23 protein-coding genes and 1 pseudogene are annotated in these 26,156 nt (G+C 65.0%); 12 read left to right on the top strand and 12 right to left on the bottom strand.

Annotated features, from left to right (window positions below; all coding sequences use genetic code 11):
- The first annotated feature begins 18 nt into the window (after positions 1–18).
- Together ACQKQA_RS01015 and ACQKQA_RS01010 are read left to right on the top strand one after the other, a co-directional pair.
- A complete protein-coding gene (locus ACQKQA_RS01015) occupies positions 19–1,224 on the top strand; it encodes a CaiB/BaiF CoA transferase family protein (protein ID WP_427552501.1) in 1,206 nt (401 codons plus the stop codon).
- Between the two features lie 239 nt (positions 1,225–1,463).
- Positions 1,464–2,279 (top strand): HpcH/HpaI aldolase/citrate lyase family protein, encoded by an 816-nt coding sequence (locus tag ACQKQA_RS01010; RefSeq protein WP_427552499.1) that lies wholly within the window; start codon positions 1,464–1,466, stop codon positions 2,277–2,279.
- A gap of 24 nt (positions 2,280–2,303) precedes the next feature.
- Here ACQKQA_RS01010 and ACQKQA_RS01005 read toward each other — a convergent pair whose 3' ends face one another.
- Positions 2,304–2,960: a DUF2931 family protein gene (locus ACQKQA_RS01005; RefSeq protein ID WP_427552497.1), complete on the bottom strand. Its 657-nt coding sequence runs from the start codon at positions 2,958–2,960 to the stop codon at positions 2,304–2,306.
- Positions 2,960–4,537: a phospholipase effector Tle1 domain-containing protein gene (locus tag ACQKQA_RS01000; RefSeq protein WP_427552495.1), complete on the bottom strand. Its 1,578-nt coding sequence runs from the start codon at positions 4,535–4,537 to the stop codon at positions 2,960–2,962. The genes ACQKQA_RS01005 and ACQKQA_RS01000 overlap by 1 nt, the downstream gene beginning before the upstream one ends.
- A gap of 253 nt (positions 4,538–4,790) precedes the next feature.
- Here ACQKQA_RS01000 and ACQKQA_RS00995 point away from each other — a divergent pair, with 253 nt between their 5' ends.
- The 3 genes from ACQKQA_RS00995 (at position 4,791) to dctM (ending at position 7,786) form a co-directional block, all read left to right on the top strand.
- Positions 4,791–5,780 carry a TRAP transporter substrate-binding protein gene (locus ACQKQA_RS00995; protein ID WP_427552493.1) on the top strand — a complete coding sequence of 330 codons (990 nt, stop codon included), beginning with the start codon at positions 4,791–4,793 and terminating at the stop codon, positions 5,778–5,780.
- Positions 5,781–5,870: 90 nt separating this feature from the next.
- Positions 5,871–6,503: a TRAP transporter small permease gene (locus ACQKQA_RS00990; protein ID WP_427552491.1), complete on the top strand. Its 633-nt coding sequence runs from the start codon at positions 5,871–5,873 to the stop codon at positions 6,501–6,503.
- Positions 6,503–7,786, top strand: coding sequence for a C4-dicarboxylate TRAP transporter large permease protein DctM (dctM, locus tag ACQKQA_RS00985; protein ID WP_427552489.1), 1,284 nt, complete (start codon positions 6,503–6,505; stop codon positions 7,784–7,786). Before ACQKQA_RS00990 ends, dctM begins: the two co-directional genes overlap by 1 nt.
- 90 nt (positions 7,787–7,876) lie before the next feature.
- Here dctM and ACQKQA_RS00980 read toward each other — a convergent pair whose 3' ends face one another.
- The 6 genes from ACQKQA_RS00980 to ACQKQA_RS00955 all read right to left on the bottom strand — a co-directional run bounded on the left by ACQKQA_RS00980 (position 7,877) and on the right by ACQKQA_RS00955 (position 14,852).
- Positions 7,877–8,155: an Ada metal-binding domain-containing protein gene (locus ACQKQA_RS00980; RefSeq protein WP_427552487.1), complete on the bottom strand. Its 279-nt coding sequence runs from the start codon at positions 8,153–8,155 to the stop codon at positions 7,877–7,879.
- Between the two features lie 197 nt (positions 8,156–8,352).
- Positions 8,353–8,970, bottom strand: a complete 618-nt coding sequence (locus tag ACQKQA_RS00975; RefSeq protein ID WP_427552485.1) for a DNA-3-methyladenine glycosylase family protein — start codon at positions 8,968–8,970, stop codon at positions 8,353–8,355.
- A gap of 123 nt (positions 8,971–9,093) precedes the next feature.
- Complete coding sequence (locus ACQKQA_RS00970; RefSeq protein WP_427552483.1) at positions 9,094–11,085, bottom strand: hypothetical protein; 1,992 nt, start codon at positions 11,083–11,085, stop codon at positions 9,094–9,096.
- A complete protein-coding gene (locus tag ACQKQA_RS00965) occupies positions 11,078–11,851 on the bottom strand; it encodes a DUF2182 domain-containing protein (protein ID WP_427552481.1) in 774 nt (257 codons plus the stop codon). Before ACQKQA_RS00965 ends, ACQKQA_RS00970 begins: the two co-directional genes overlap by 8 nt.
- 10 nt (positions 11,852–11,861) lie before the next feature.
- The gene (locus ACQKQA_RS00960; protein ID WP_427552479.1) at positions 11,862–13,343 is read right to left on the bottom strand and encodes a tyrosinase family protein; all 1,482 of its coding nucleotides are present in this window, start codon (positions 13,341–13,343) and stop codon (positions 11,862–11,864) included.
- Positions 13,344–13,955: 612 nt separating this feature from the next.
- Positions 13,956–14,852 (bottom strand): LysR family transcriptional regulator, encoded by an 897-nt coding sequence (locus ACQKQA_RS00955; protein WP_427552477.1) that lies wholly within the window; start codon positions 14,850–14,852, stop codon positions 13,956–13,958.
- 108 nt (positions 14,853–14,960) lie between these two features.
- On the opposite strand from ACQKQA_RS00955, the gene mdlC reads away from it, so the two are divergent.
- From mdlC to ACQKQA_RS00930, 5 genes and pseudogenes are all read left to right on the top strand, one after another.
- Positions 14,961–16,547, top strand: coding sequence for a benzoylformate decarboxylase (gene mdlC, locus ACQKQA_RS00950; RefSeq protein ID WP_427552475.1), 1,587 nt, complete (start codon positions 14,961–14,963; stop codon positions 16,545–16,547).
- Between the two features lie 81 nt (positions 16,548–16,628).
- Entirely contained in the window at positions 16,629–18,020 is a 1,392-nt protein-coding gene (locus tag ACQKQA_RS00945) for an MFS transporter (RefSeq protein ID WP_427552473.1), read from the top strand.
- Positions 18,021–18,046: 26 nt separating this feature from the next.
- Positions 18,047–18,982 carry a ketopantoate reductase family protein gene (locus tag ACQKQA_RS00940; protein ID WP_427552471.1) on the top strand — a complete coding sequence of 312 codons (936 nt, stop codon included), beginning with the start codon at positions 18,047–18,049 and terminating at the stop codon, positions 18,980–18,982.
- Positions 18,983–19,059: 77 nt separating this feature from the next.
- Positions 19,060–20,535, top strand: a complete 1,476-nt coding sequence (locus ACQKQA_RS00935) for an aldehyde dehydrogenase family protein (RefSeq protein ID WP_427552469.1) — start codon at positions 19,060–19,062, stop codon at positions 20,533–20,535.
- 135 nt (positions 20,536–20,670) lie between these two features.
- Positions 20,671–20,775, top strand: a pseudogene (locus ACQKQA_RS00930) (hypothetical protein); the annotation flags it as partial.
- 188 nt (positions 20,776–20,963) lie between these two features.
- On the opposite strand, the gene ACQKQA_RS00925 reads toward ACQKQA_RS00930, so the two are convergent.
- The 4 genes from ACQKQA_RS00925 to ACQKQA_RS00910 all read right to left on the bottom strand — a co-directional run bounded on the left by ACQKQA_RS00925 (position 20,964) and on the right by ACQKQA_RS00910 (position 24,499).
- Positions 20,964–22,034, bottom strand: a complete 1,071-nt coding sequence (locus ACQKQA_RS00925; protein ID WP_427552468.1) for an NAD(P)/FAD-dependent oxidoreductase — start codon at positions 22,032–22,034, stop codon at positions 20,964–20,966.
- Between the two features lie 74 nt (positions 22,035–22,108).
- Positions 22,109–22,510, bottom strand: coding sequence for a GFA family protein (locus ACQKQA_RS00920; protein WP_427552466.1), 402 nt, complete (start codon positions 22,508–22,510; stop codon positions 22,109–22,111).
- Positions 22,511–22,780: 270 nt separating this feature from the next.
- Positions 22,781–23,407, bottom strand: a complete 627-nt coding sequence (locus ACQKQA_RS00915) for a hypothetical protein (protein ID WP_427552465.1) — start codon at positions 23,405–23,407, stop codon at positions 22,781–22,783.
- Positions 23,408–23,692: 285 nt separating this feature from the next.
- Positions 23,693–24,499 (bottom strand): lytic transglycosylase domain-containing protein, encoded by an 807-nt coding sequence (locus ACQKQA_RS00910; protein ID WP_427552463.1) that lies wholly within the window; start codon positions 24,497–24,499, stop codon positions 23,693–23,695.
- Between the two features lie 407 nt (positions 24,500–24,906).
- On the opposite strand from ACQKQA_RS00910, the gene ACQKQA_RS00905 reads away from it, so the two are divergent.
- Together ACQKQA_RS00905 and ACQKQA_RS00900 are read left to right on the top strand one after the other, a co-directional pair.
- The gene (locus ACQKQA_RS00905; RefSeq protein ID WP_427552461.1) at positions 24,907–25,593 is read left to right on the top strand and encodes a phytanoyl-CoA dioxygenase family protein; all 687 of its coding nucleotides are present in this window, start codon (positions 24,907–24,909) and stop codon (positions 25,591–25,593) included.
- Positions 25,594–25,764: 171 nt separating this feature from the next.
- On the top strand, positions 25,765–26,106 hold the full coding sequence (locus tag ACQKQA_RS00900; protein WP_427552459.1) for a hypothetical protein: 342 nt from the start codon (positions 25,765–25,767) through the stop codon (positions 26,104–26,106).
- Positions 26,107–26,156: the final 50 nt, after the last annotated feature.

Raw genomic sequence — 26,156 nt, 5'->3', positions numbered from 1 at the left:
CAGCTCCGAGGACGCCTTATGACACTCAATACCGCACACCCCCGGCCGCTGGACGGCATCACCGTGGTCAGCCTGGAGCACGCCATCGCCGCGCCGTTCTGCACCCGTCAGTTGGCCGACCTGGGCGCCCGGGTAATCAAGGTCGAGCGCCCCGGCAGCGGCGATTTCGCCCGGGGCTACGACGAGCGCGTGCGTGGCCTGGCTTCGCATTTCGTCTGGACCAACCGCTCCAAGGAAAGCCTGACCCTGGACCTCAAGCAGGACGAGTCCGGCGACATTCTCGAAAGCCTGCTGGGGCAGGCGGATGTGCTGGTGCAGAACCTCGCACCGGGGGCGGCGACGCGCATGGGCCTGTCCTTCGAGGCATTGCATGAGCGCTTTCCGCAACTGATCGTCTGCGACATTTCCGGTTACGGCGAGGGCGGCCCTTATGAAAAGAAAAAGGCCTATGACCTGCTGATCCAGAGCGAGGGCGGCTTTCTGTCGGTGACCGGCGGCCCGGGGGAGGAGCAACTGGCCAAGGCCGGCTGCTCCATCGCCGACATCGCCGCCGGCATGTACGCCTACAGCGGCATCCTCTCGGCGCTGTTGCTGCGCGGCAGGACCGGGCAGGGCAGCCGCATCGACGTGAGCATGCTGGAAAGCCTGGTGGAGTGGATGGGCTACCCGATGTACTACGCCTTCGACGGCGCGCCGCCACCGCCCCGGGCCGGCGCGGCGCACTCGACCATCTACCCCTACGGGCCGTTCCCGGCGGGAGATGGCGGCACGGTAATGCTGGGGCTGCAGAACGAGCGCGAATGGGCGGCGTTCTGCGACAAGGTGCTGTTGCTGCCCGCATTGGCCGGTGACGAGCGTTTTGCGGCGAACTTCAAGCGCTCGGCCAATCGCGACGCGCTGCGGCAGATCATCGTCGACAGTTTTTCCCGGCTGACGGTGGAGGAGGTGATCGCCCGACTGGAGCAGGCGCAGATCGCCAGCGCCCGGGTCAACGACATGCAGGGCGTGTGGCTGCACCCGCAATTGCAGGCGCGCGACGGTTGGCGCGAGGTCGACAGCCCGGCCGGCAAGTTGCCGGCGCTGCTGCCGCCGGCGCGCAACGCCGCGTTCGCGCCGCGCATGGACGGCGTCCCGGCGCTGGGCCAACACAGCGCAGCGATCCTCGCCGAACTGGGGCTGTCCAGCGCAGCCATCGACCAACTGCGAGCCCAGGGCGTGATCTGAAGCCAGCCGGCTTTGAGGTTTGCCTCGACCTTGCGGGCTTATCGCGGGCAAGCCTCGTTCCTACAGAAGCGGTAGGGCACAGGTCTGCTGGCTGACGCGGTCCTTGTAGGAGCCAAGTTTGCTGGCGATGAGGCCCTGGAAATATGCAGCGATCTTGAGATTTTTCGCGGGCCAGTGGGCTTCGCCAAAGCCCTGGCCACCCGGTCTGCGGACCTGGCATCACTCACAAGGAGTTCACCATGCCAAACCCGATTGTTCGTTCTGCCCTGTTCGTGCCGGGCAGTCGTCCCGAGCGTTTCAGCAAGGCCCTGGCCAGCGGCGCCGATGCGGTGATCGTCGATTTCGAGGACGCCGTGGAGGAGCCGCTCAAGCGCCAGGCCCGGGACAATCTCGGCCAGTTCCTCGACGGCCAGCCCCAGGTCCGGCTGTGGGTGCGGGTCAATGCCCCGGAACATGCCGAACACGCGGCTGACCTGGCGTTCTGCAAGCGCCACGCCGGGGTCGCCGGCGTTCTGCTGCCCAAGGTCGAAAGCGCGGCCCAGATCGCCTCTGTGGCGGCCACCGGCAAACGGGTCTGGCCGATCATCGAAAGCGCCCGCGGGCTCTTGGCATTGGCCGAGATTGCCAGGGCGCCGGCGGTGCAGCGCCTGTCCTTCGGCGGCCTGGACCTGGCCCTGGACCTGAACCTCTGCAGCGGTTCGGCACCTGCGCAGTTCGCCCTGGACCAGGCACGGCTGGCGCTGATCCTGCATTCGCGCGCCGCAGGGCTGGTGCCGCCGCTGGATGGCGTGCACCCGGCCATCGACGATCCCGATGGCTTGCGCCGTTCCATTCGCCACGCCTACGAAATGGGTTTCGCCGGCGCCTTGTGCATTCACCCGAAACAGGTGCCGGTGATCCACCAGGCCCTGGCCCCCAGCGCCGCAGACCTGGCCTGGGCACAACGGGTAGTGGACGCCGGCCACCATGGCGCCGGCGCCTACCAGATCGACGGGCAGATGGTCGACGCGCCGGTGTTGCTGCGGGCGCAGCGCTTGCTGGCGCTGAACCCCTGAAGACTGCCAGCGCGCAGGAGTGCGTTACCAACTGCCATAGGGGATGCCGTATCGCTCTATGTAGCGTTTGGAGTTTTCGGAAAGGGGGTAATAGTGACCGTTGGATTTGCCCAGGTGGGGGCCCAGTGGCTCGATCTCACCCTGAGCGCGGGCGACTTTGACCGGGTGATGGCATTCGTCCCTGACCCAGACTTGTACGATGCCGCCCGGAGCCAGGCCCAGATAGACCGATGCCATATAGCGGGCGGTCTGGTGTGGGGTTTTCGGGCAGCGTCGGTTAGTCGAGGTAGTCATGATTTTTCGGGCCTCCTCCGGAATATCCACCCATGCCCGATAGGTCTGTGGCTCTACTACAGATTGCCAGCGTACGAAAATACGCTTGGGCAGGTCAGCGCCAACCACCGACTTACCGCTACCTCCACCCCCTCCACCCCATCCTCTGGCCCACTCTTTGTTGTAACCCATATCACCACCTGCTGCGGAACCGCCCCCAGTACGACGGAATAGCTTGCCGTTGATATCTTCAACGGCGCTGTCTTCGACCCAGACCTCCATGTAGAACGGCTCGATAAAGCCAAGCTCCCACCAGGGATCCTTGGGATCGTTTTTTCCGGATAGCGGGTCACTGGCCTGACAGCCAGTCAACAGCAGTGCGCCCAGTAGGGCGATGAGTACTCTCATTACCAAAGCGTCCAGTCAGGTACGTGAGGGTGTTGCACGCGCACGGCATCTACCGTGGGGGCATTGATATAGACGACTTTGAGGCTGCCGCCATTTTGTTTGCCAAGCGGGTGGTTCCAGTGGGCCGAGAGATGGATATAGCGCAGCTTGAGCATGGTTTCCTCAGTTGGCGTCGTACTGTAGTCGCCGGCGACAAATCTGTCACAGAGGGCTTGCAGCTCTTGCGGGATCGCGTAATCCGGATCCTGTTCGTCAATCACCTTGAAGCGCACACCGTTCTGCTTAGCCAATTCATACATGACCCGCAGATACACCCTCGACAGCTTGTTGCTCATTGGCCTTTTGAGCTGTACGCCGACATACACCCGCTTTTGTCGTAATCCGAGGCGGTCCTGTGAATCCTGCGGTAGCAACAGCGGTTCTGGTGTGACGATCTCCAGCCATTGCTCGGGCCAACCTTGTGCCAGCCAGCGTGTTCTTGCCTGGAGTGCATCCCGGTAAATCGAAGTCTGAGTCACGTCAGTAGTGATCGAGACTTCCAGTGCCTGCATCGGACTGACCAAGACACACTCCTGCACCTCATCCAGATAACCGCCACCGATATCCGAATGCGCGCCGGGCAGGGTGATCTCCACATGGTCGGGTTTGACCCGGCTCAGGGCAAAGTTGGCGCGGTACTCGTCGCGCGCGACCAGTTGCACCACCGAGCGAAAGTAGCGACGCTCGAGGTGCAGTTTGATTCCTGGGGCAATGGTGCTGCGCACGTTACCCAGATTGCTCATCCCGGCAACCGACGGCACGGTGTCGAACAGACCGATAAAGCCCATATCGACATCGTTGCCGTACTGTCGGTTGAAGCGTGGGCTCAAGGCCTTGGAGTGGTCGTGCAGAATCAGCTCAAGCGGGCCAAGCCAGCGGACGACCTCATTGGCAAAGTGCCGGGCTGCTGCGGCACCTCGGCTAAAGCCAAAAGCGTCGAAAGTCAACGAGGTGATTTCAATTTCGGGATTCTCTTCGAGGACCTCACCGATACGCTGCTTGACCGCACCAAATGCTTTCTGCACACATCCAGAGATTCCTGTGTAGCCACGCCCTGTACCTGAAGTGATCAGACTGTCTTTTTCTCCTGCCTGCGTGCCGATCCCATCGATGTAGATTGATCGATAGGCTAGCTTTCGAATTTCTTCACCTTCGACTTTTCGGTTGGAAAAGTACAAATCACTCAACCGCTTAACATTGCTCACATCATTCCCATAACTACTCTCCGGATCCCTCATATACGGCTTGCAACTGCCATCGAGATCCTGGGGGGCGATAGGGTGCTGAGCCCCACACAACTGCCCCATGGCCGAGTTGCTGGCGTTATTGCCGGTGCCGTCGAAGAACACGCCAATGCGTAGCGCCACCTGGACCTTCTCGGGCGGCGGCGCAGGCTCCTTGGCATATTTCTCGTACTGCGCCCAGAGCTGTTCGCCGTAGCTGGGCTGCTCGGTTTCGGCGGCGCGTTCGGCAGGGCGCTCGTTAGGGGAGACGGGTCGTAAAACGCTGGGCATCGGCCCGGGTCCATTGCTGGCCATGGCGGGTCCTGGTTCGGTCGAAGAGGGTGCTGAAAACCGTACCGGGAATGGCGGTGCAAGGAGTTAGGAGGAATCTGCAAGAGACAGAGCCGGGGCTGATTCTGTCGTAGGGGGATGGAAACTCAGACGCCTATCGCCAGTAGCGCGCGTGGCGTTCGGCCGGGCCGAACGCGGGTATCAAAAATTCGAAATTCTCAATACGCGTGCCCTTAGGCACTCTGCAATCAACCACAACAATAAGAAGGTGAAGTCCATGTTCAAGCTCTTCCGGGCGTTGTTCTGTGCCGCCGCATTGCTGGGCGCCGCTGTCGCGCAGGCCGCCGACCCTATCGTCATCAAGTTCGCCCACGTGGTGGCGGAAAACACCCCCAAGGGCCAGGGTGCCTTGCTGTTCAAGAAACTCGCCGAGGAACGCCTGCCGGGCCGGGTCAAGGTCGAGGTGTACCCGAACTCCTCGCTGTTCGGCGACGGCAAGGAAATGGAGGCGCTGCTGCTGGGCGACGTGCAGTTGCTGGCGCCGTCCCTGGCCAAGTTCGAGCAGTACACCAAACAGATCCAGATCTACGACCTGCCATTTCTCTTCGACAACCTGGCCGCCGTCGATCGCTTCCAGCAGGCCCAGGGCAAGCAGTTGCTGACCGCGATGCAGGACAAGGGCATCCTCGGCCTGGCCTATTGGCACAACGGCCTCAAGCAGCTGTCGGCGAACAAGAAACTGCTGGAACCCAAGGACGTCCGTGGCCTGAAATTCCGCGTGCAGGCCTCCAGCGTGCTCGAGGAGCAGTTCAAGGCGGTGCGCGCCAACCCGCGCAAGATGAGTTTCGCCGAGGTCTACCAGGGCCTGCAGACCGGCGTGGTCAACGGCACCGAGAACACCTGGTCGAACTATGAAAGCCAGAAAGTCCACGAGGTGCAGAAGTACTTCACCGAGACCGACCACGGCCTGATCGACTACATGGTGATCACCAACGCTAAGTTCTGGAGCGGCCTGCCGGCGGATGTGCGCGGCGAGCTGGAACAGATCATGGCCGAGGTTTCGGTGGAGGTGAACAAGCAGGCCGAAGCGCTGAACCAGACTTCCCGGCAGAAGATCATCGACGCCAAGACCAGCGAAGTCGTGGCCCTGACACCCGGGCAGCGTAACGAGTGGCGCGAGGCCATGCGCCCGGTGTGGAAGCAGTTCGAGGGCGATATCGGCGCCGACCTGATCCAGGCCGCCGAAGCCGCCAACCACCCGCAGTAACGACGTACACCCTGGCCGCGGCGCTCGCCGCGGCCGTCCTCGGCAGCCGCTACCGGCTGCACTCCACTGGTCTTTTCGCGGAGAACCTCAATGCACACGCTGAGGCGGTTCTGGGAACATTTTGAAGAAGCGTTCATCGCCTTTCTGTTGGCGGCCATGACGCTGGTGACGTTCGTCTACGTGGTGCTCAACAACCTCTATCCGCTGTTCTACGCCATCGGCGACGCCTGGACCGGCGGCAGCGCGCTGTTCCTGGCCATCGGCGACTTCCTCATGGAGCTGGCCCAGGAGATGGTCTGGAGCGTGGCGCTGACCAAGATGCTGTTCGGCTGGCTGATCTTCTTCGGCATTTCCTACGGCGTGCGCACCGCCGGGCACCTGGGGGTGGATGCGCTGGTCAAGCTCGCCTCGCGCCCGGCCCAGCGCCTGCTGGCGGTCATCGCCTGCCTGTGCTGCATGGTCTATGCCGGGCTGTTCATGGTCGCCAGCTTCAAGTGGCTGGTGGCGCTGATCCAGGCCGGCATCGAAGCCGAGGACCTGGACCGGTTCGGCATTCACCTGTCGCATATCGCGATGATCGTGCCCTTCGGTTTTGCCCTGGTGCTGATCCGTTACCTGGAAATCATGTGGCGCATCCTCATGCGCGGTCAGATCAACCTGGGCCTGGCCGATGAGGCGGCCGAGGCCAGCAAGCTTGCCAGCCACCACGAGGATCAGCACTGATGGCCATTCTCTGTCTGTTTCTGATGCTGTTCGTGTTCATGTTCCTTGGCGTACCGATCGCCATCTCCCTGGGGCTGGCCGGCGCCACCTCGATCCTGCTGTTCAGCCCGGACTCCCTGAGTTCCCTGGCGATCAAGCTGTTCGAGACGTCCGAGGCCTACACCTTGCTGGCGATCCCGTTCTTCCTGCTGTCCGGGGCGTTCATGACCACCGGCGGCGTGGCCCAGCGCCTGATCGATTTCGCCAACGCCTGCGTCGGGCATATTCGCGGTGGCCTGGCGATTGCCGCGGTGCTGGCGTGCATGCTGTTCGCTGCGTTGTCCGGTTCGTCGCCGGCGACCGTGGCGGCGGTGGGCTCGATCGCCGTGGCCGGCATGGTGCGTTCCGGTTACCCGCGGGAGTTCGGCGCCGGGATCATCTGCAACGCCGGGACCCTGGGGATCCTGATCCCGCCGTCGATCGTCATGGTGGTGTACTCGGCGGCCACGGAAACCTCGGTCGGCAAGCTGTTCATGGCCGGTGTGGTTCCCGGGCTGTTGCTCGGGGTGATCCTGATGGTGGTGATCTACATCGTCGCGCGGGTCAAGAAGCTGCCGGCGCAACCGCGGGTGTCGTTCCGCGAATGGCTGAGCACCGCGCGCCGGGCTTTCTGGGGCCTGCTGTTGCTGGTGATCATCCTCGGCGGCATCTACAGCGGCCTGTTCACACCGACTGAAGCAGCGGCGGTGGCGGCGGTGTATTCGGCCTTCGTCGCGCTGTTCGTCTACAAGGACATGCGCCTGCGCGACTGCCCGAAAGTGCTGCTGGAGTCCGGGCGGCTGTCGATCATGCTGATGTTCATCATCGCCAACGCCATGCTGTTCGCCCATGTGCTGACCACCGAGCAGATCCCGCAGCAGATCACCACTTTCGTCATGGACGCCGGGCTGTCGCCCATCGGCTTCCTGTTGATGGTCAACGTGGTGCTGCTGGTGGCGGGCAGCTTCATGGAGCCCTCGGCCATTGTGCTGATCCTCGCGCCGATCTTCTTCCCGATCGCCATGCAGTTGGGCATCGACCCGATCCACTTGGGGATCGTCATGGTGGTCAATATGGAGATCGGCCTGGTGCACCCACCGGTGGGCCTGAACCTGTTCGTCACCTCGGCGGTCACCGGCCTGAGCCTGGGCCAGACCATCCGCGCGGCGTTGCCGTGGCTGATGATCCTGCTGGCGTTCCTGATCCTGGTGACCTACGTGCCGTTCATTTCCCTGGCGCTGCCGAACTGGCTGGGGATGAACTGACACCGGCCTCTGTCGGCGCCGGGCTTGCCGGCGATGAGACCCTTAAGGGCGATGGCGCTCTCGGGATCTGATCGCGGGCAAGCCTCGCTCCTACGGGGGCGGGTGGTGGCTGGATGTGCGCCAGGCGGCATAGGCCAGGGGCAGGCAGCGGGCGCAGGGGCGATAACCGGCGGCGTGGGCGCTGGCTTCGTCGAGAAAGAACACCCGCTGGCCCACATAACCGCCCCGGGCGATGGCCCGCAGGGCGGCCGGGCAGTCCAGCCGGCCGTAGATCCGGCTGCCACGGTGCCCGCCGAGGGTTCCCGGCTGTGCGCTGAAAAAGCTTTCTCCATGGGCATCGAGCAGTACCCAGCGTTTATCGGCGTTCATCGGTCCCTCATGCCTTCTCCTCGCCCTCTGTAGCCGCTGCCGAGCCTTGGCGAGGCTGCGATCGGCCGCGCAGCGGTCGCCAGAGCAGCACCGCCGACAGTCAGGCCTACTGCGTCGTCGGGTTTGCGGGGCTGCGCCCCGATCGCAGCCTCGCCAAGGCTCGGCAGCGGCTACGGGGACGTGGTCATGGTCATGGGTCAGCGGGTTGGCACCCGCCACAGATACCAGGCTGCTACGGTGCGATAGGGACGTAAGGCCTGGCCGATCTCGACCATCTGTTTGCGCGTCGGCTGTTGCTCCAGGCCTTTCAGGCGCCGGTAGCCCTCACGCACGCCGAAGTCGTCGGCGGGCAGGATATCCAGGCGTTCCAGGCTGTAGATCAGCAACATCTCCACGGTCCAGCGGCCGATGCCGCGCAGGCTGCTCAGACGCTCGATCAGGGCTGCGTCGTCCATGGCCCGGGCCGTTTCGTAGCCGGGCACCACGCCACTCAGGGTCGCCTCGGCAATACCGCGAACCGTGGCGACCTTGCTGGCGGAAAAGCCGCAGGCGCGCAACTGCTCGACATCGGTGGCGAGGATCTGCTCGGGGGCGGGGAAGGCCGCCTGGGCATACAACCCCAGGAACCGCCCAAGAATTGCATCGCCGGCACGGGCATGCAGCTGCTGATAGGCAATCGCCCGTACCAGCGCCTCATAGGGCTCGCGGGTCGGCTTGGGCTGGTGCAGACAGGGGCCGACCGCCTCGATATGGCGGGCCCAGTCGGCGTCGAGCCCGGCAAGGAAGGTACGGGCCTGGAGCAACGGGTCGGGCATGGAAAGTCCTGGATAAAGGGCGTGGGCAGAGACTAGCTGGCCAGGCCGGGGGGCTGCACTCGGTCTCTTGCGCTGGAATTTCGCGGGTTACCAGGTTGGCGAGGTGGAGCAGCCCCGGGGCGATCAGCGCGGTTGCAGATTCCAGGCTTTTGCCAGTTTGCGCGCCACCTTGTTCGGCAGCGCCGTGGAGCCACTGCGGCGCACCGTCCGGGCGTGTTCGGCCAGCCCTTCGACGAGCACGGCCCATTCCGGCCGCGGGTCGCTGACATAGTCCCAGCCCAGGCCCAGCCAGGGGCAGCGTCCGCCGATCCAGGCCTGCACGGCGGGTGTCGCGCGGCGGACATAGTCAGGCACTGCGGAATCACCCCGGCAGGGCCGGCGCGCTTTCACCGCCGGTACCTGCAATTGCAGAGCGCCATTGGCCGCGCGGATCACCGGCATCGCCCCGAGCAAGGCGATGTCGAAGGGCACCGGCTGGCGATGGGCAACATAGAAATAAGCCATGCGCCGGATGCTGTCGTAGTCGGCCACCGCCCGGTACAGGTAGGCGCAGATCGCGCCCAGCATGGGGTCGGCGTGTTTTTCGTGGCGCAGGTCGGCGGCGAGCCGATCGATATTCGCCGCCTGGAGCCGCCCGGCGGCGAAATCGTCGATGGCGCCGAGTACTCCCAGGTAGCGTTCGGGAGCGTTGGGCATCCCGTAGACCTGGAAAATGTCCCCAGTGGTGCTGGGCGTCACGGCGCTGTACAGGTTCTCGTAGGGCACCACCGGCGTGCAGGTGCCGTCGGCCAACTCCACCAGGACCGGCGTGCCTTGCGGATCGCTCTTGAGGCGGAAGGCGTCGAACACCGGTGTTGCGCCCAGCCGCTCGACCGGGTCCCGGGACAGGAGTCTGGTCCGCTGGCCCCAGACCAGCAGGTTCGCCCAGCCAGGGCTGCGGATCTGTTCCAGGCGGCGCCGAACCTCGCCCGCCGCCGATTGGCGCACATCGGCGGCGACATCGGCCGCCAGTTGCTGGACCAGTGCCTTGACCATCTGTTTCTTTTCCGGAAAACGCAGCGGCTTCTGGCGCAGCACCACCAGGTCCTGCACCAGTTCCTTGCTGGTGGCGGGGATGGTGAGGGGCTGGTCGGCCGGTAGCACCAGGTCGTGCTGCTGGAGCCCGAAATCGCTGCCGAGCATGCGCTGGCGGAAGTCCGCGTCAGTGTGCAGCCGTTGCAGATTCTGCTCGGCGGAATCCACCGCGGCATCGGTCGCGCCCATGACCGCGGCATTGCCCGCGGGCGGCCAGGGCTGCAGGCCGGAGGGGCCCGGCAAGGGCTGGGTGGTGTCGTAGAGCACGGCCGGTTCCGGGTCGACCAGGCATTGCGGGTTGAGCTTGAGGCGGTACTCCTTGGCGCGTTCGGTGGTGCGCGAGCGCACACAGACGCCCAGCGTCGCCGTGGTGATCAGGCCATTGCTGATGGCGCTCGGCTCGGTGCCCCAGAGGGCATCGGCGATCACCCCGGAAAACACGCATTTGCCCGGAGCGCCGGACATCGAGTCGGAGACCATGTAACCCAACTGGCCGTCCTGGCAGGCGGCCAGGCGATCGAATTTCGGGTTTTCCACCTGGGTGCCCTGCACGACGATGCCGCGCACGGCATCGAGCCGGGTCAGGTCGAGATTCTTCGGCGCCTCGCGGCAGGCATCGGTAATCAGGGTGATGCGCTGGACGCCGTGCAGGAGCAGCTCGGTGTAGAACGAGTCGGCCAGCACGCGGTACTTCTGGCGCAGCGAGTCGCTGAACAGCCAGGAGATCGAGCCGATGTTCGCGTCGGTCAGGCCGTGGCCGCAAAACGCCAGGAGCAATTGTTCGACCACCTCGGCGCCGCTGGGGAACAGCTCGTCCACCGCCTGCTGCACCCGCTCCCGGGTGACCGGGTTGCCCGCGCCGTCGATGGGGCCGTCGTCGACAATCCGGACGTTGTCGGCGCCGAAGCCCGTGCGTAGCGCCCAGTCGCCGATCGAGCGCGCGGCAAGCACGGCGCCATCGAGGTAGGCAAAACGCAGCGTCTGGTTTTGCAGCGGCGTCAGGGTGCTGACGCCGATAGCCAGGCAGGCGCGCCTAGTCATGGGCGCGCGCCGCCTTGCGCGCAGCCAGCCACCACAGATCGAGGCGCGGCAGCAGCACCGGCCAGCGCCAGCTCGGCCGGTCGCTCGGGGCCAGGCGCTCCACCAGCAGGATGGCGCCGGCCAGCAGCATGAGCGGCAGGTGCCAGGCCCCGCCCAGCAGTGGCACCAGCATCCAGGCCCAGCACGAGGCGATACAGTAGACCCCGTGGGTTGCGCCGAAGCACAGGCAATCGCGGTCGGCGGCCCAGCCGAACAGGCCGATCCGGCGCATCCGGTGGCCACGGTTGAGCGCCGCTCGCTGCCACGGGCTGGCGCTCCACAGGATCGCCATCAGCAGCGCGCTCGCCAGGGCCGCTTCGCCGAAGCTCAGTTGCAGCAGCAAGGCGAAGCTACTCAGCAGCGGTCCGGCGGCCAGCCACAGGGCGGTGTAACCCAACAGGAAGCCGAGCGCTGCTCGCAGGCGCCGACGGGGCCGGCTGGAGTGCCAGACATGCATGAGCGGCATCGCCAGCAGCGGCGGCATCATCGCCAGCAGCATCAGCGCCCAGTTCGCCAGCCCATGCTGCGGTGGGTTCAGCGCCCATTCCGCGGCCAGCGCGGTGGGCCAGCGGGTGACCGCCGACAGCCCGTCGGCCACGCTGCAGAAAGCGGGAAGGGCGGTGTGCCCGCCGTGGTAAAGGCTGAGCGCGAGCCCCAGCCCGGCCGTGGCGAACAGCAACGGCCAGGGTGCCTGGGTAAAGCTGCGCAGGATCGATCCCGATGGCATGGAACGGGACTCAGCTGACGATGCCGCTGCGCTTGAGCACGCTGATCCGTTCCACCGTCACCGGTTTCTGCGCCGTGATCTGCTCGCCCGGGACCAGGGTCACCCGCAGGTGGTTCGGATCGAAATCCCCCGCATTCGTCAGCCGCTGGGCCAGGTCGGTGATGTCGATCGTATAGCCCAGGCCGTTGCCGCCATGGCCGCCGTCCGCGCGCGAGGCGACGTTCAGCCCGAACAGCGTCAGGCTGCCGGCATGGCATTCGGGATGCAGGTAGGGGTCGACGCCTTCCGGCAGGTTGACGTACACCTCCAACTGCGGAGAGGGCGCGGAGCCGCGCACCGATTCCAGCGCCAGGTAGAGCCGGGTCACAGGCGTGCCCGGGGCCGTCGCGCCCATCGCGGCGATGCCGGTGTTGGTGGCCTGGGGGTCGAGGTCGACCCGGGTGCGCACCGGGCCGCTGCCGACCTTGACCACGGCGCTATTGGCACCGATCGGCTCGATGTTCTGTTGTTCCGGCGCACCCATACTGACCCTGGTCACGGTCTCGACTCCTGGTTTGACCCCCGTGCCGATGCTCAAGTCCGCATAGCGCGGGTGCAACTTGCCACCCTTCAACGTATCGCGGCCGGAGAACCTCATGCCCGCGGCGCCACCGGGCACCGGCATGATGAAGCGACGGTCGGCCGGGCCGTCGAGCCAGCGCGGATCGCGGACCATGGTCTTGCCCGCGGTGTTCATCCAGGCTTCCCAGAGCCGGTCGACGTTGCAGTGGTGCAACCAGAAGATCGGGTCCAGGGCGGCGAGGTACGGGTCGGCCATGAAGCCTTCGCCGCCGCCGACAAGGCGATGGACGGTGTTGTGCGGGTTGTTCTCCAGGTCGCCGGTCCAGCGGGCGAACTGGGCGAAATTCCCGGTGACCCCGCCGCCGAAGCCGATGCTGCCGTCGTTGCCGACCTGGAAGTCGTTCTCCGCCATCGCCGCCAGGCTGAACGCATCGAGCGAGGTCGGCCGCAGCGTGCTGAAGCCCTGCCGGCGCGGGTATTTCTTCAGCGGGTTGGGGCTGCCGTCCGGCAGAGTGTCCAACAGGAACGCCTCCGGGGCTCGCCGCGCCTCCGGGTTCTTGTTGTTGAGGTAGTTCCAGTACGGAAGCGCCCAGTCGTCACCCGTCAGTTGCTTGACCTTGGCCGCGACTATCGCCTCGAAGGCGAACAGGTAACCGCGATGCCAGGACAGGAAGTACCAGCTGCCGTGCTGGCACTGGCTGCCGTAGGTGAAGTTGGTCAGGTCCTTGGGCACCGGATCGCTGTCATCCAGGACATTGCTTTCGACCCACAACTGGCGATCGAAGCCGTGCATGGCGCCGAGGAATTTCCAGCTGTTGTGGTCGGTGATCGGCAGCTTGTCCAGCTCGCGCATGGCCAGCGCATAGTTGAGCAAGACCTTGTTGTTCCATCCGGAGCCGAGTGTTGCCACGTCCTGTCGAACCGTGTTCATGAATGCATTCTCCTTTGCGGCATCAGGCCAGGGTGGCGGCTGTGGCGCCACGCCCATCGCAATCCTTTGCCGCTGGCGACTTCATGTTCACGGCGGAACTGCGCTCATGAGGCGCGCGGTGCGAAAGCGCGTCTCTTTCGGAACTGAGTATAGAACCCCGGCAAAAAGCCAAGGGCGCAATCCCGTTATCCCGATGAACGACACAGGCCATCTGGCATTGCGCATTGGGGGGGGAATTGCTCGAGCTGAAAAAATGCCCGTATCGCGAGATACGGGCATTTTCTGTTCGCCTCCACTGCTGCGTGGTGAGTCTGACGGGGAGGTCGTCGGCGCTATTCAAGCTAAGGGGGAAAGGCTTATTTGGCGGACTTGCGGGCAGTTGTCGAACGCCATGCCTTTTCTTCCCCGGGATGCTGCACGGCCAGGTAGGCCCTCACGCCCAGTCCTGCCAGACAAACGACCATGCCTGCGATGAATTGAAATGTAGTCATGACATGCCTCCAAAACAATCAACAGGGGACCATCTCATGTAACCGGCTGGCGGGGCCAGCCGAGTGTGTTACAGGTTGTGAGGCAGGGGCTTGAGCCAACGGCGTCAAAGAATGAGAGGCGCTAGCCCTGACCGCTGATGATCGCGTCGGCGACCGTGCCGCAGAACCAGCGCAGGGCGGCGGAGCTGTCGCTGTTGGGGTGCCAGTTCAGGGACACGGCGAACTCGGCCACCGGGAACGGCAACTCGAGCATCTTCAGGCCGCCCTCGTGCATGAACAGCCGGGCAATCTGTGCCGGCAACACCGCCAGCAGGTCGGTGCCGGGAATGATTTTCGGCAGCACCGAGAAGTGCGGCACATGCAAGCTGATGCGGCGCTTCAGATTCATGCTGTCGAGCGCGTCTTCGACATTGCCGTGGCCGGTGGTGCGGGTCACCGCGATGTGGCGTTCGGCGAGGAACTGTTCGAGGCTCAACTGCCGGCCGATGCGCGGGTGGCCGGCGCTGAGCAGGCACACATAACGTTCGTGCAGCAGTGCCTGGCTGCGGGTGCCGGGCACCGGATGGCGGCAGATCGCGGCATCGATCTTGCCGCTGGCGAGCCACTCGCCGACCTGGTCCACCTGCAGCGGCAGGACCTCGACTTCGGCCTGGGGCGCCTCCTGGTTCAGGCGCGCCAGGATCAGCGGCAGAAAGCCCATTTCGCCCAGATCGGACAGCGCGATGCGAAAGCGCCGCTCGGTGCTCGCCGGGTCGAACTGGCGGCTGCCCTGTACCGCGCTTTCGATACGGCTCAGGGATTCGCGCAGGGCGGGGTACAGCTGCTCGGCGACAAAGGTCGGCTGGATGCCATCGCGGGTGCGGCTGAACAGCGCGTCGTCGAACAGCTCGCGCAAGCGCGCCAGGCCGTAGCTGACCGACGGCTGGGTGACGAACAGGCGCTCGGCGGCCAGGGTCACGCTGCGGGCTTCGTAGAGGGTGACGAAGGTGCGGATCAGGTTCAGGTCGATGTGGCTCATGCCGTCCCTTGGATATAGATCTGGTTTATTTTTGATAGAGATAGTATCGATTTGATCAATTTCTTGGCGGCTGCAAGAGTAACCCGAAATCCACCGACAAGGGTTCTTATGAAAACCGTTCACAGCGCGACCTACGAGATCCTTCGCGAGCAAGGCCTGACCACCGTCTTCGGCAACCCGGGCTCCAACGAGCTGCCTTTTCTCAAGGGCTTTCCCGAGGACTTCCAGTACATCCTCGGCTTGCATGAAGGCGCCGTGGTGAGCATGGCCGACGGTTACGCGCTGGCCAGCGGTAAACCGACTTTCGTCAACCTGCATGCCGCCGCCGGTACTGGCAACGGCATGGGCGCGCTGACCAATGCCTGGTATTCCCACAGTCCGTTGGTGATCACCGCCGGCCAACAGGTGCGTTCGATGATCGGCGTGGAAGCGATGCTGGCCAACGTCGACGCGGCGCAACTGCCCAAGCCACTGGTGAAGTGGAGCCACGAACCGGCCTCGGCCCAGGACGTGCCGCGCACCCTGAGCCAGGCGATTCATCTGGCCAACCTGGCGCCGCGCGGGCCGGTGTATGTGTCTATTCCCTATGACGATTGGGCCTGCGCGGCGCCGGCCGGGGTCGAGCATCTGGCGCGGCGCCAGGTGGCCGTCGCCGGCTTGCCTTCGGCGGCGCAGTTGCAAGGGTTGGCAGCACGTCTGTCGGCGGCGCGCAATCCGGTGCTGGTGCTCGGCCCGGATGTCGACGGCAGTGGCAGCAACGGTCTGGCAGTGCAACTGGCGGAAAAACTGCGCATGCCGGCCTGGGTCGCGCCTTCGGCGTCGCGCTCTCCGTTCCCCACCCGTCATCCGTGTTTCCGTGGCGTGCTGCCGGCGGCCATCGCCGGGATCAGCCGCTGCCTGGCCGACCACGACCTGATCCTGGTGGTCGGCGCCCCGGTGTTCCGCTACCACCAATACGCCCCGGGCGATTACCTTCCGCCCGACTGCCAACTGGTGCACCTGACCTGCGACCCCGGCGAGGCGGCGCGGGCGCCCATGGGCGACGCGCTGGTGGGCGATATCGCCCAGACCCTCGAGGCTCTGGTCGGCGCCGTGCAACCGAGCGCGCGGCCGTTGCCGAGCGCCTTGCCGCGGCCGGCGCCGGTGCGCGAGGAGGGCGGCCTGCTGCGCCCGGAAACCGTGTTCGACCTGATCGACCAACTGGCGCCGAAGGACGCGATCTACGTCAAGGAGTCCACCTCCACCGTGGGCGCGTTCTGGCAACGGGTGGAGATGCGCGAACCCGGCAGCTACTTCTTCCCGGCCGCCGGCGGCCTCGGTTTCGGCTTGCCGGCCGCGGTCGGCGTGCAACTGGCGACGCCGCAGCGGCAGGTGGTGGCGATCATCGGCGACGGCTCGGCCAACTACGGCATCACCGCCCTCTGGACCGCTGCGCAGTACGGCATCCCGGTGGTGTTCATCATCCTCAAGAACGGCACCTACGGCGCCCTGCGCTGGTTCGCCGACGTGCTGCAAGTCAGCGACGCCCCGGGGCTGGACGTGCCGGGCCTGGACTTCTGCGCCATCGCCCAGGGTTACGGCGTGCATGCGCTGCATGCCGCCACCGGCGCCGAGTTCGCCGCGGCCTTCAGCGCAGCCCTGGCGGGCAATCGCCCGGTCTTGATCGAGGTGCCGACGCTAACCATCGAACCCTGAGTGTCCAGGCGCCGGGCCGTGGGTCCGGCGTTGCCCAGCGCACCTAGCGCCCCCCCCTAACAAGAATAAGAAGAGGTGGTTATGAACACGACTTCGGTCACCGAAACGATGGACGCCGCACCCCGGCAATCGAGCCCAGGATCCGGTCATGCCGATATCGGCAGCTTGCTGGACGAAGGCCCCTATACCGCGATGCAGAAGATCGTGGTGCTGCTGGCGGCGCTGTCCATCGTGCTGGACGGTTTCGACGGGCAGCTCATCGGTTTCGCGATACCGCTGATGATCAAGGAATGGGGCATCACCCGCGAAGCCTTCGCCCCGGCGGTGGCAGCGGGGCTGATCGGCATGGGCATCGGCAGCGCCTGCGCCGGGCTGTTCGCCGACCGTTTCGGGCGGCGCCTGGCGCTGATCGCCAGCGTGCTGGTGTTCGGTACGGCCACCTGCGCCATCGGCCTGGCGCCGGACGCGTTGACCGTGGCGGCGCTGCGTTTCGTCGCCGGGCTGGGGATCGGCGGCGCGCTGCCCAGCGCCACCACCATGACCGCCGAATTCACTCCGGCGCGCCGCCGCACCCTGGCGGTGACGGCGACCATCGTCTGCGTGCCCCTGGGCGGGATGCTGGCAGGGTTGTTCGCCTCCCATGTACTGCCGCTGTACGGCTGGCGCACGCTGTTCTTCGTCGGCGGCAGCCTGCCCATCGTCCTCGGCCTGCTGCTGTTGGCTGCGTTGCCGGAGTCGCCGCGCTTTCTCGCGCGCCGATCGCAGCGCTGGGGCGAGTTGAGCCTGCTGCTGGGGCGCATGGGGCGGCCCATGCCTGAAGGTGTGCACTACACCGATGCGCTGGAGCAGAAGCGCGAGCAGCAGGGCGTTTTTCGTGCCTTGTTCGCCCCCGGTTACGGGCGCGACACCCTGGCCGTCTGGGTGGCGTTCTTCATGTGCCTGACCGCTGTCTACAGCGCCTTCAGCTGGCTGCCGACCATGCTCCTGGCCGAAGGTTTGCCGCTGACGGTCGCCGGCTCCGGCCTGACGGCCTACAACCTCGGCGGGGTGATCGGCGCCTTGCTCTGCGCAGTGGCCATGACCCGCTGGGGATCGTTCTGGCCGCTGCTGATCTGTTGCGCGGGCGGCGCGGCCAGCGCTTTCGCCCTGCAGGCCGTGGACGTCGACCGCAGCACCGGCCTGCTGATCTTCGGCTTCGGCGTGCACGGCCTGTTCGTCAACGCCGTGCAGTCGACCCTGTATGCGCTGTGCGCCTTTATCTATCCCACCGGCGTGCGCGCCACGGGAACCGCGTCGGCCCTGGCGTTCGGCCGCCTGGGGGCGATCCTCAGCGCGTTCGCCGGCGCCACGGTCATCACCCAGGGCGGCGCCCAGGGCTACCTGACGCTGCTGGGCTCGGTCATGGTCCTGGCGCTGATCGCCCTGGTGCTGGTGCGGCGGCACATTCCACGCCGCGCGACGGACAAGCCCTGACCCCTCACCACTCATAAGGAGCTTCGATGAACATCACGATTCTGGGAGCGGGCGCCATGGGCTCGCTGTTCGGCGGGCTGCTGGCGGAAAGCGGGCAGAACGTCACGCTGCTGGATATCAACGACACGCACCTGGAGGCGATCCGCCGCCAGGGGCTGCGCCTGGAGACCGACAGCCGCGACCGGCGCGTCGGCGGCTTGAACGCCTGCCGCCCGGAGCAGGCCCAGGGGCATCCCGACCTGCTGCTGGTGTTTACCAAGAGTCAGCACACCGACGTCGCCCTGCGGGGGATCGCCGGGCATATCGCCGAGCACACGACGGTGCTGACCCTGCAGAACGGTCTGGGCAATGCCGAAGCCCTGTGCCGCCACGTTGCGTCGGAGCAGGTGATGATCGGCATGACCACCTGGCCCGCCGATATGGCGGGACCGGCGCACGTGCGCTCCCACGGCCTGGGTGTAGTCCGGACGCTGGCGCTGGATGGCAGCGAACGTCCGACCGCTGCCGAAGTGGTGGCCGTGCTGGAGGCGGCGGGGTTGCGCTGTGCGCTGGATCGGGACGTCTGGACCGCCATCTGGGAAAAGGTGGCGTTCAACGCGGCCTTGAACAGCCTGTGCGCCGTTACCGGCTGTACGGTGGGGCAACTGGACGCGGCGCCGGAAGGCCCGGCGCTGGCCCGCGCCATTGTGCTCGAGGTGGTGGCCGTCGCGCAGGCGGCGGGGGTGGCCGCCCACGCGCAACGCAGCCTGGACAGCGTGGCCTATGCCATCGCCCATCACCGGACGCACCAGCCGTCTATGTTGCAAGACGTGTTGGCCGGCCGACCCACGGAAATCGGCGCGATCAACGGCGAGGTCGTGGCCCGGGCGCGCCGGGCCGGTATTGCCGTGCCGCACACCGAAACCTTGCTAAGGCTGCTGCGCCTGGTCGAGGCAAGGGCGGCCGGCGGCGGTAGCGAATAGACACACACACATTGGCTTCGGGGCCCGGCGTCGTGGGCCTATCTTGCGTATGAACCCTGTCATCGAGGAGTTTTGTCATGAGTGATACCCCACCGGTCTACACCGATTTGCACCTGCAACCCATCGCTGGGGAATGGCGCGCCGGCGCCGCCGGCCGATCCCTGACGGTGACCAACCCGTTCGACGGCGCGCAACTGCTGGAGGTGGCCCAGGCCAACCGTGCGGACCTGGACGCCGCCTACGCCAAGGCCGCCGAGGCGCAGCCGCAATGGGCGGCGCTCGGGCCGTCGGCGCGGGCCGAGGTGTTGCATCGGGTGGTGGCGATCTTCGACCAGCGCCGCGAGGAAATCGTCGACTGGCTGATTCGCGAGTCCGGCAGCACGCGGCTCAAGGCGCAGCTGGAGTGGGGCGCGGCGCGGGCCATCGCCCTGGAGTCGGCATCGTTTCCGGCGCGGGTCCACGGGCGTATCGTCGAGTCCGATGTGCCGGGCAAGGAAAGCCGGGTCTACCGCAGCGCCCTGGGGGTGGTCGGGGTCATCAGCCCGTGGAACTTTCCCCTGCACCTGACCCAGCGCTCCATCGCCCCGGCGCTGGCCCTGGGCAACGCAGTGGTGGTCAAGCCGGCCAGCGACACCCCGGTCTGCGGCGGCTTGCTGCTGGCGCGGATCTTCGAGGAGGCCGGCCTGCCGCTGGGCGTGTTCAGTGTGGTGGTGGGGGCGGGCAGCGAGATCGGCGATGCCTTTGTCGAGCACCCGATACCGTCGTTGATCACCTTCACCGGCTCCACGCCGGTGGGGCGCGGCATCGGCCGCATCGCCAGCGGCGGCGCGCACCTCAAGCATGTGGCCCTGGAACTGGGCGGCAACAGTCCTTTCGTGGTCCTGGAGGACGCCAACCTGGAACAGGCGGTGAATGCGGCGGTGTTCGGCAAGTTCCTGCACCAGGGGCAGATCTGCATGGCGATCAACCGCATCATCGTCGACGACCGTCTGTACGACGCCTTTGCCCGGCGCTTCGTCGAGCGGGTCAAGGGGCTCCGGGTCGGTGATCCGCAACTGGTCGAGACGGCCATCGGCCCGGTGATCAACGAGCGGCAGCTACAGGGGCTGCGGGAGAAGATCGAGCTGGCCCGCCGCGAAGGCGCCGAGCCGCTGTACGAGGGCGCAGGGCAGGGCAATCTGCTGGCGCCCCATGTCTATGGCGAGGTGCAGGCCGACATGGACCTGGCGCGCAACGAGATCTTCGGCCCGCTGGTGGGGCTGCTGCGCGCGCGGGACGAAGCCCATGCCCTGGAGCTGGCCAACGCCAGCGAGTTCGGCCTGTCCAGCGCGGTGTTCACCGGTAGCCTGGAGCGCGGGGTGAACTTCGCCCGGCAGATCCGCGCCGGCATGACCCATATCAACGACATTCCGGTGAACGACGAGGCCAACGCGCCCTTCGGCGGGGAAAAGAACTCGGGGCTCGGGCGCTTCAACGGCGACTGGGCGATCGATGAATTCACCCGCGACCACTGGATCAGCGTGCAGCACTCGGCGCGTCGCTATCCCTTCTGATGCGTTGAGCTGAGGTGGGTCGCCCGGCGCCCTCCAAAAAAGCCCCGGGCCTTTTCGCAGTCGACCGGAGGCGGGCCGCAAGCGGCCCGTCGAGGACCGGCTGCGCCCATGCAAGGCGGTGAACAATAATGTCGCTTGAAGAACCTCGGTGTGCGGCTGAACAACGCCACCAACCGGCGCAGTTTCAACAGTGACTTCGGTCAGACACGGTCGATCGTCAGTTACCCGTTGTCGTTCTGAGTCTTGTCGGTGCCATTGCGAGCTGCGTGGCTCCGGCAGGAGAGGATCTTGTAGGAGCGAGGCTTGCCCGCGATGGCACCTGTTTGGGCCCGGCAGGTTTGATGAGGTACATATCCATTTCTGCGGTCACGGCCGCTTGGGCTTCCGTCCCTGCGTACAGCCCGCTTTCGGCGCTGCACGCCATCCCCCTACGCCCGGAAGAAGCGTTCGGGCCGACAGGGGGCAAGTACCGAAGCGACCTCGTCGTCGACGATCTCTTCGCTGGCAAGGCGGCCCACGATAGCCGCCAGCGTGACACCGGGGTGCATCACACAAACATATACGCCGGCGATACCGGGCAGGTAACCGACGATGGGGCGGCCATCGACCGGCATGGGCCTGAGCCCGACGCACGCCAGTTCCGGAACGATGGATGTGACCCCGTGCAGTTCGTCCTGGATGGCTCGGGCGGTGCGCAGGGCTATCGCCGCCGGTTGGTTTTCCAGGGTGTCATCCAGGTAGTCCTCCGCCGCCAGCAACTGACCGCCCGCGCCTTGCCGCACTTCCATTTCAGGGTTGGAGATCAAGGTGCGCACAAGATCGGGCTGGGCCTGGTAGCGGATGAATATCGAGGGAGAGGCCGCTATGGGAAGGGGCAGGTTCAGCGTCTCCGTCAGCTGGCTGATACCCGTCCCGGCCGCCAGCACCACAAGGTCGGCTTCGATAGGGCCCTTTGCGGTTTCGATGCCCGTGACCTGGGCCCCTTGGGTGGTAAAACCGAGCACCCGGGTCTGGGTGAGTACCCTCGCGCCATGAGCCTCGGCGCCGGCGATCAAGGCATGGGCTGCTTGCACGGCGTCCAGCGCGCCTTCTTCGGCTGCGAACAAGGCCTGCTGCGGAGGATGCTTGAGGTTGGGCTCAAGCTCGAGAATCTGCGCACGTGACACCTGGCTTGTCGAAGGTGAGTGGTTGGAGGCAGGCAACTCATCCGGGTTCGTGCCGTAAGACAAGGCGCCTGTCCAGCGTACCTTCAGCTCAGGCAGCTCGGTCTCGAGCCGGCGGTACTCCTGGATCGCCGCACCGCGCAATGCCGCGACGGGATCGGGCCCGCTGTGGGTGGTGTTGATCCAGGCGAATGAGCGTCCCGTCACCCCGGATGCTACGCCTTCGGCCTCGACCAGAATGACCTGCGCGCCTTTGCCGGCCAGGTGATACGCCAGGGATGCGCCCACGATGCCGGCGCCCACCACCACGACTCGTTTGCCTGCGCTATTGCCCATATCAGCCTCCATGCTGTCGTCTTGTCGAGGGGAGGGCGCCTGGATGATCGACTCACCTTGCGCCGCATTTGTGCTTATGGGTGTTGCGGCCACTGATCCTCGATCTCGTACCACGAGGCCTTGGACGCCACCTGAATGTGCTTCTGCTTTTCCGCGGTGAATGGCGTATCCAGGGTGCCCAGGGCGATCGAGATCCAGTCGGCGTGTTCACCTTGGTTCCTTGACCAGAACAGCGATGAACCGCACTGGCCGCAAAACTGGCGCAGCACTGACTCGGAGGACGGATAGGACTTGAGGCTATCGGCGCCCTGATCGATATGCAGGTCGCTGCGCAACACACTGCCATAGCTGGCGAAGGCCGCCCCATGGCTCTTGCGGCACTGGCTGCAATGGCAGTGGGAAAGCGCCTTGGGGCGCGACGTGATCCGGTATTGGACGGCGCCGCAGAGGCAGCTGCCTTGGAAGGTGTCAGTCATTTGAGGGCGCACCTTGGAACGGAGGGCGTTCATTTAAACAGCCGGTGTTGGGGGATGTCGAATGGCGGCTTCCGGCAAAAAGGGGACGGTCAGTTCAGTAACCGCTGTTGACTAAAAAACACCAATCCGATGTGTGTACAAAAGCAGGGACTATTCAGTGGGTATCGAAACCAGTCTGGTGACTTCGCTGGGATGAGCGCTTTGGGTTGAATCTACAGTCGAAAGCTGCCCGTACTGATCGACAGCTTTCGGCGAAAGGACCCAATCGAATCACTTTTTAACCGGTGCATCCCAGCATTCGGGGTTAAGTGAGCACACGTTGTATTGACGATCCATCAACGCCATACGGTTGAGATGGGCATCAGTGGCGGCGTTCAGCGACTGCTCGCTGGTGACCATGTAGCGCGCGGCTCTATCGCTCATGCGTGCACTCCATTGGCGCCGGTTCTTTTCATCCAGGGCTTTTGCTGACGTGGCCATGGCTTGAAGTGTGCCGTCGTCGACTCGGCTCAACTCGTCGCGGTAGGTTTCGATGTACTGGGCACGTGCGGCATCATGCTGGTGATTGAGATCGTACTGAAGCGCTTCTAAGTTTTGCTTGTAGAGCGTCCAGTAACTGTCTGGCAACGCGCCACCGTCTTTCTTTCGCAGCGCGGCAATACGCTCATCGTTGTCGGTACTGGTGTTGAGTACGGGCTTGAGCGACGAGATGACGACAGGGTCCTTGTTGATAATCTGGTCAATCAACACAGTACGTGCACTCGTCTGAGGCAGACTCTGGCCCAGGGGCTCCATATGGATGGGTTCCGCTGGTTTCACGGAAACAGGTTGGTTCGCGCAGCCTGCAACCAGCAAGGCCGAGAAGAGGATCGACGAGAGAGGATGGCGCAAAAACATGAGCTCTCCATGAGCAGAGTTGGTCAGGGAGCCGAGCATAACAGCCAACAGCCGATAATGGCATTTTGATGTTGCTTCTACCCTGGCAGCCTCCAAGTTACCAGGGTACAAGCTCGCCCCCCCTTATGCCGCCTGCCGCAGTATGGGCAGGATGGCAGCTATGGGGCGTTTTCTGCCTATCGCCACCGGCCGCTGTGGGTCGATAGCTACCGATTAGCGTGGAGGTTGGGTTGAGCCGCTCCCCGCCCGGCGTATGACTTGGTCCGGGTCATGCGCCCTAGGGGACTAGCGTTGATTGCGATAGCGTTCGGTCAAGGACTGCACGAGGGTGACGTAGGATTGCGTCTCGGCGTAGGGAGGCACCCCGTTGTACTCATCCACGGACGCTTCGCCGGCGTTGTAACCTGCCAACGCCAGCACCTGGTTGCCATTGAAGCGCTTGAGCAGCCAGGCCAGGTAGCGCACGCCGCCACGAATGTTCTGTCGTGCGTCGAACGGATCGTCCACGGCGAAGCGTTCGGCGGTGGCGGGCATCAACTGCATCAGCCCTTGGGCGCCGGCTTCGGAAATGGCGTTGGGGCGAAACGCCGATTCGGCATGTATCACCGCGCGGACCAGCGCTCTGTCGACACCATAATGACCCGAAGCGGCTTCGATCTCTCGCCGATAGGAGTGGGTGTCCAGGCGCAGTGAGGCGACCTTGAAATCCTTCGGCGCCATGCACAGATAGCAGCCCTTGATGTAATAGAGGTCAAGGACATCGACCCGTGCGGAGATCCCCTCGGGGCGCCGGCTCACATATCGACGAATGCCCTTGTGGATGAAGGTGAATACCCGAATCCGCACCGCGCCTGGGTTGTCGCCCCGCACAAGCAGTGGCTGGGCCATTGGCTTGATGCCGACACCGGTGCCCGCCAGACCATTCAGGCGGGTGCAGCGGGCGCTGGCGATGGCTTGGCTGGTGTAGCTGATGGTTCCGTCCCTGGCTTGGCACTTGAACATGGCGCTGGCGCACAGTGGAGCGACCAGCAAGGTCAGTTCTATGCAGCCAAGAAGGCTCTTGCGAGCCCATCGCCATGCTCTGGAACTCATCACATCGCTCCGCGCCGTGGGCACCGATCAGGCCTGGGGCGCCTGGTCCGGGCACTGCCTTTGGAGGGCCTGTTCTGGGTGACCCATCTTTTTTTCTGATAGTTATACCCCTTGTAACCGACCTTGGAACTTGCGTTGACGTACGGGCTGCTGGTGGTCCCAGGCGAGGCGCAGGCGTGATGTTTCCCCAGGTTCCCGGCCCGAAGGTCTTCGCCACGCCGTCCGCATCGGTCAGGCGCACGGTGCCTTCGTGGATGTGGCACATCTCGTTTCGGTAGCTGCCTTTCATAAAGGACAGCCTTGGCTGGCCTGCGACTGATCCTGAAAGACCCAGGCCGTTCCATTGCAGGGACTGAGACCGATTTTTTCGTCTACTTTTGCTTGAGCACATGGAAGTCGAGGCCACCATGATCGATCACGAGCAACTCCATCGAGAGGGTTATGTACTACTGCGTCGAGCGATCCCGGCCGAGTGGCTGGACGAGCTGCGTGCCGTGTTCGATGCGGGCGTGAAGCCGTCGGAGCAATGGCCGGTGCCGCGGGGCGTGGACTGGCGCCATTCGCTGTTGGACGCCGATGCGAGGGTGCAGGCGGTGTGTCGTCTGCCGCAGGTGTTGGCGGCGGTGGGGGAATTGATCGGCGAGCGTTTTTTCCTGTCCCAGGTGGAGGGGCGTGAACCCCTGGCCGGTGGCGGTCTGCAGCAGTTGCACCGGGACCTGTCGGCCCAGCGGCCAGGGGACATCGCCAACGCCCTGGCTTTTTTCGACGACTACGGCCCCGAGAACGGCGCGACCCGGATCGTCCCCGGCAGCCACCGCCCCGGACCGGGCGAGCCGCCTTTCGATTTCAGCGACGAGTCCCGGTCGGTGCAGCTTGCAGGCTGCGCCGGGGACATCCTGGTGTTCGATGTGGATCTGGTGCATGGGGGCAGCCGCAACCTGATCGGCGCACGTCGCCGCTCGATCCTGATCAGCTATTTTTCCGAGCCGCTCTATGCGTCGCACCTGGAAACCCTGGGCCTGCGCAATATCCGCATGGACACCAGCGAACGCTTCGAACCCGCGGATTTTGCTTGCGGGGGGCCTGTAGTCTGAGGCGTCGATGCCATCCTCGTGGCCCATGGCCGTGGTGGCCCGGTATTTTCCCACCCGATAATCCTGGCTTAATCCCGCTGCGTTGATATCGCGCGGAGCCGGTTTCGCGCCGGCCTGTTTATGTTATCGGCCCGATTGTAGGCGTCGTTTTCCAGCACTAGACTCCAGCCCATGAAACGCTACCTGCGGTTTTGTCTTGTCTTCCTGATCAGCCTGGCGCTTCCCTTGAGCGGGATGGCGGGCGTCCAGGCGCCGACCGAACCCTGCCCGATGCAGACCATGGGCATGGCGGCGATGGACGACATGGGCATGGACTGCTGCAACGACATGAAAAGCCCGGTCGAGCACGGCAAACCCTGCAAGCCGGGCCAGGAATGCAAGACCGGCGGCCTGCTGCAGGTTTCGCTCGTCAAGCCCGCCGTGACCTTGTTCAGCCCTGTGGTTGCATCCTTCTCCAGCGATTTCCTGCCCGCGCAAACCCCTTCCGGGGTATGGCGACCGCCCTGCGCCTGATTCCTGTACCGCTCTGAACCCCATCCCGCTTGAGCGGGGTGGCATGGCTG

Origin of the sequence: Pseudomonas sp. NPDC089530 (assembly GCF_050280705.1) — a bacterium.
In the GTDB taxonomy this organism is placed as follows: Bacteria; Pseudomonadota; Gammaproteobacteria; order Pseudomonadales; family Pseudomonadaceae; genus Aquipseudomonas.
The sequence above is the reverse complement of the archived record's forward strand: the minus strand, read 5'-3'. Positions and strand labels throughout refer to the sequence as shown.

Excerpts from the sequence above, each read along its gene's own strand:
- ACQKQA_RS00990 (WP_427552491.1), top strand. The coding sequence starts at position 5,871 with ATGCACACGCTGAGGCGGTTCTGGGAACATTTTGAAGAAGCGTTCATC.
- ACQKQA_RS00935 (WP_427552469.1), top strand. The coding sequence starts at position 19,060 with ATGAGTGATACCCCACCGGTCTACACCGATTTGCACCTGCAACCCATC.
- mdlC (WP_427552475.1), top strand. The coding sequence starts at position 14,961 with ATGAAAACCGTTCACAGCGCGACCTACGAGATCCTTCGCGAGCAAGGC.
- ACQKQA_RS00905 (WP_427552461.1), top strand. The coding sequence starts at position 24,907 with ATGATCGATCACGAGCAACTCCATCGAGAGGGTTATGTACTACTGCGT.
- ACQKQA_RS00975 (WP_427552485.1), bottom strand. The coding sequence starts at position 8,970 with ATGCCCGACCCGTTGCTCCAGGCCCGTACCTTCCTTGCCGGGCTCGAC.
- dctM (WP_427552489.1), top strand. The coding sequence starts at position 6,503 with ATGGCCATTCTCTGTCTGTTTCTGATGCTGTTCGTGTTCATGTTCCTT.
- ACQKQA_RS00995 (WP_427552493.1), top strand. The coding sequence starts at position 4,791 with ATGTTCAAGCTCTTCCGGGCGTTGTTCTGTGCCGCCGCATTGCTGGGC.
- ACQKQA_RS00915 (WP_427552465.1), bottom strand. The coding sequence starts at position 23,407 with ATGTTTTTGCGCCATCCTCTCTCGTCGATCCTCTTCTCGGCCTTGCTG.
- ACQKQA_RS00945 (WP_427552473.1), top strand. The coding sequence starts at position 16,629 with ATGAACACGACTTCGGTCACCGAAACGATGGACGCCGCACCCCGGCAA.
- ACQKQA_RS00980 (WP_427552487.1), bottom strand. The coding sequence starts at position 8,155 with ATGAACGCCGATAAACGCTGGGTACTGCTCGATGCCCATGGAGAAAGC.
- ACQKQA_RS00960 (WP_427552479.1), bottom strand. The coding sequence starts at position 13,343 with ATGAACACGGTTCGACAGGACGTGGCAACACTCGGCTCCGGATGGAAC.
- ACQKQA_RS00970 (WP_427552483.1), bottom strand. The coding sequence starts at position 11,085 with ATGACTAGGCGCGCCTGCCTGGCTATCGGCGTCAGCACCCTGACGCCG.
- ACQKQA_RS00920 (WP_427552466.1), bottom strand. The coding sequence starts at position 22,510 with ATGACTGACACCTTCCAAGGCAGCTGCCTCTGCGGCGCCGTCCAATAC.
- ACQKQA_RS01010 (WP_427552499.1), top strand. The coding sequence starts at position 1,464 with ATGCCAAACCCGATTGTTCGTTCTGCCCTGTTCGTGCCGGGCAGTCGT.
- ACQKQA_RS00900 (WP_427552459.1), top strand. The coding sequence starts at position 25,765 with ATGAAACGCTACCTGCGGTTTTGTCTTGTCTTCCTGATCAGCCTGGCG.
- ACQKQA_RS01015 (WP_427552501.1), top strand. The coding sequence starts at position 19 with ATGACACTCAATACCGCACACCCCCGGCCGCTGGACGGCATCACCGTG.
- ACQKQA_RS01005 (WP_427552497.1), bottom strand. The coding sequence starts at position 2,960 with ATGAGAGTACTCATCGCCCTACTGGGCGCACTGCTGTTGACTGGCTGT.
- ACQKQA_RS00925 (WP_427552468.1), bottom strand. The coding sequence starts at position 22,034 with ATGGGCAATAGCGCAGGCAAACGAGTCGTGGTGGTGGGCGCCGGCATC.
- ACQKQA_RS01000 (WP_427552495.1), bottom strand. The coding sequence starts at position 4,537 with ATGGCCAGCAATGGACCCGGGCCGATGCCCAGCGTTTTACGACCCGTC.
- ACQKQA_RS00940 (WP_427552471.1), top strand. The coding sequence starts at position 18,047 with ATGAACATCACGATTCTGGGAGCGGGCGCCATGGGCTCGCTGTTCGGC.
- ACQKQA_RS00965 (WP_427552481.1), bottom strand. The coding sequence starts at position 11,851 with ATGCCATCGGGATCGATCCTGCGCAGCTTTACCCAGGCACCCTGGCCG.
- ACQKQA_RS00955 (WP_427552477.1), bottom strand. The coding sequence starts at position 14,852 with ATGAGCCACATCGACCTGAACCTGATCCGCACCTTCGTCACCCTCTAC.
- ACQKQA_RS00910 (WP_427552463.1), bottom strand. The coding sequence starts at position 24,499 with ATGAGTTCCAGAGCATGGCGATGGGCTCGCAAGAGCCTTCTTGGCTGC.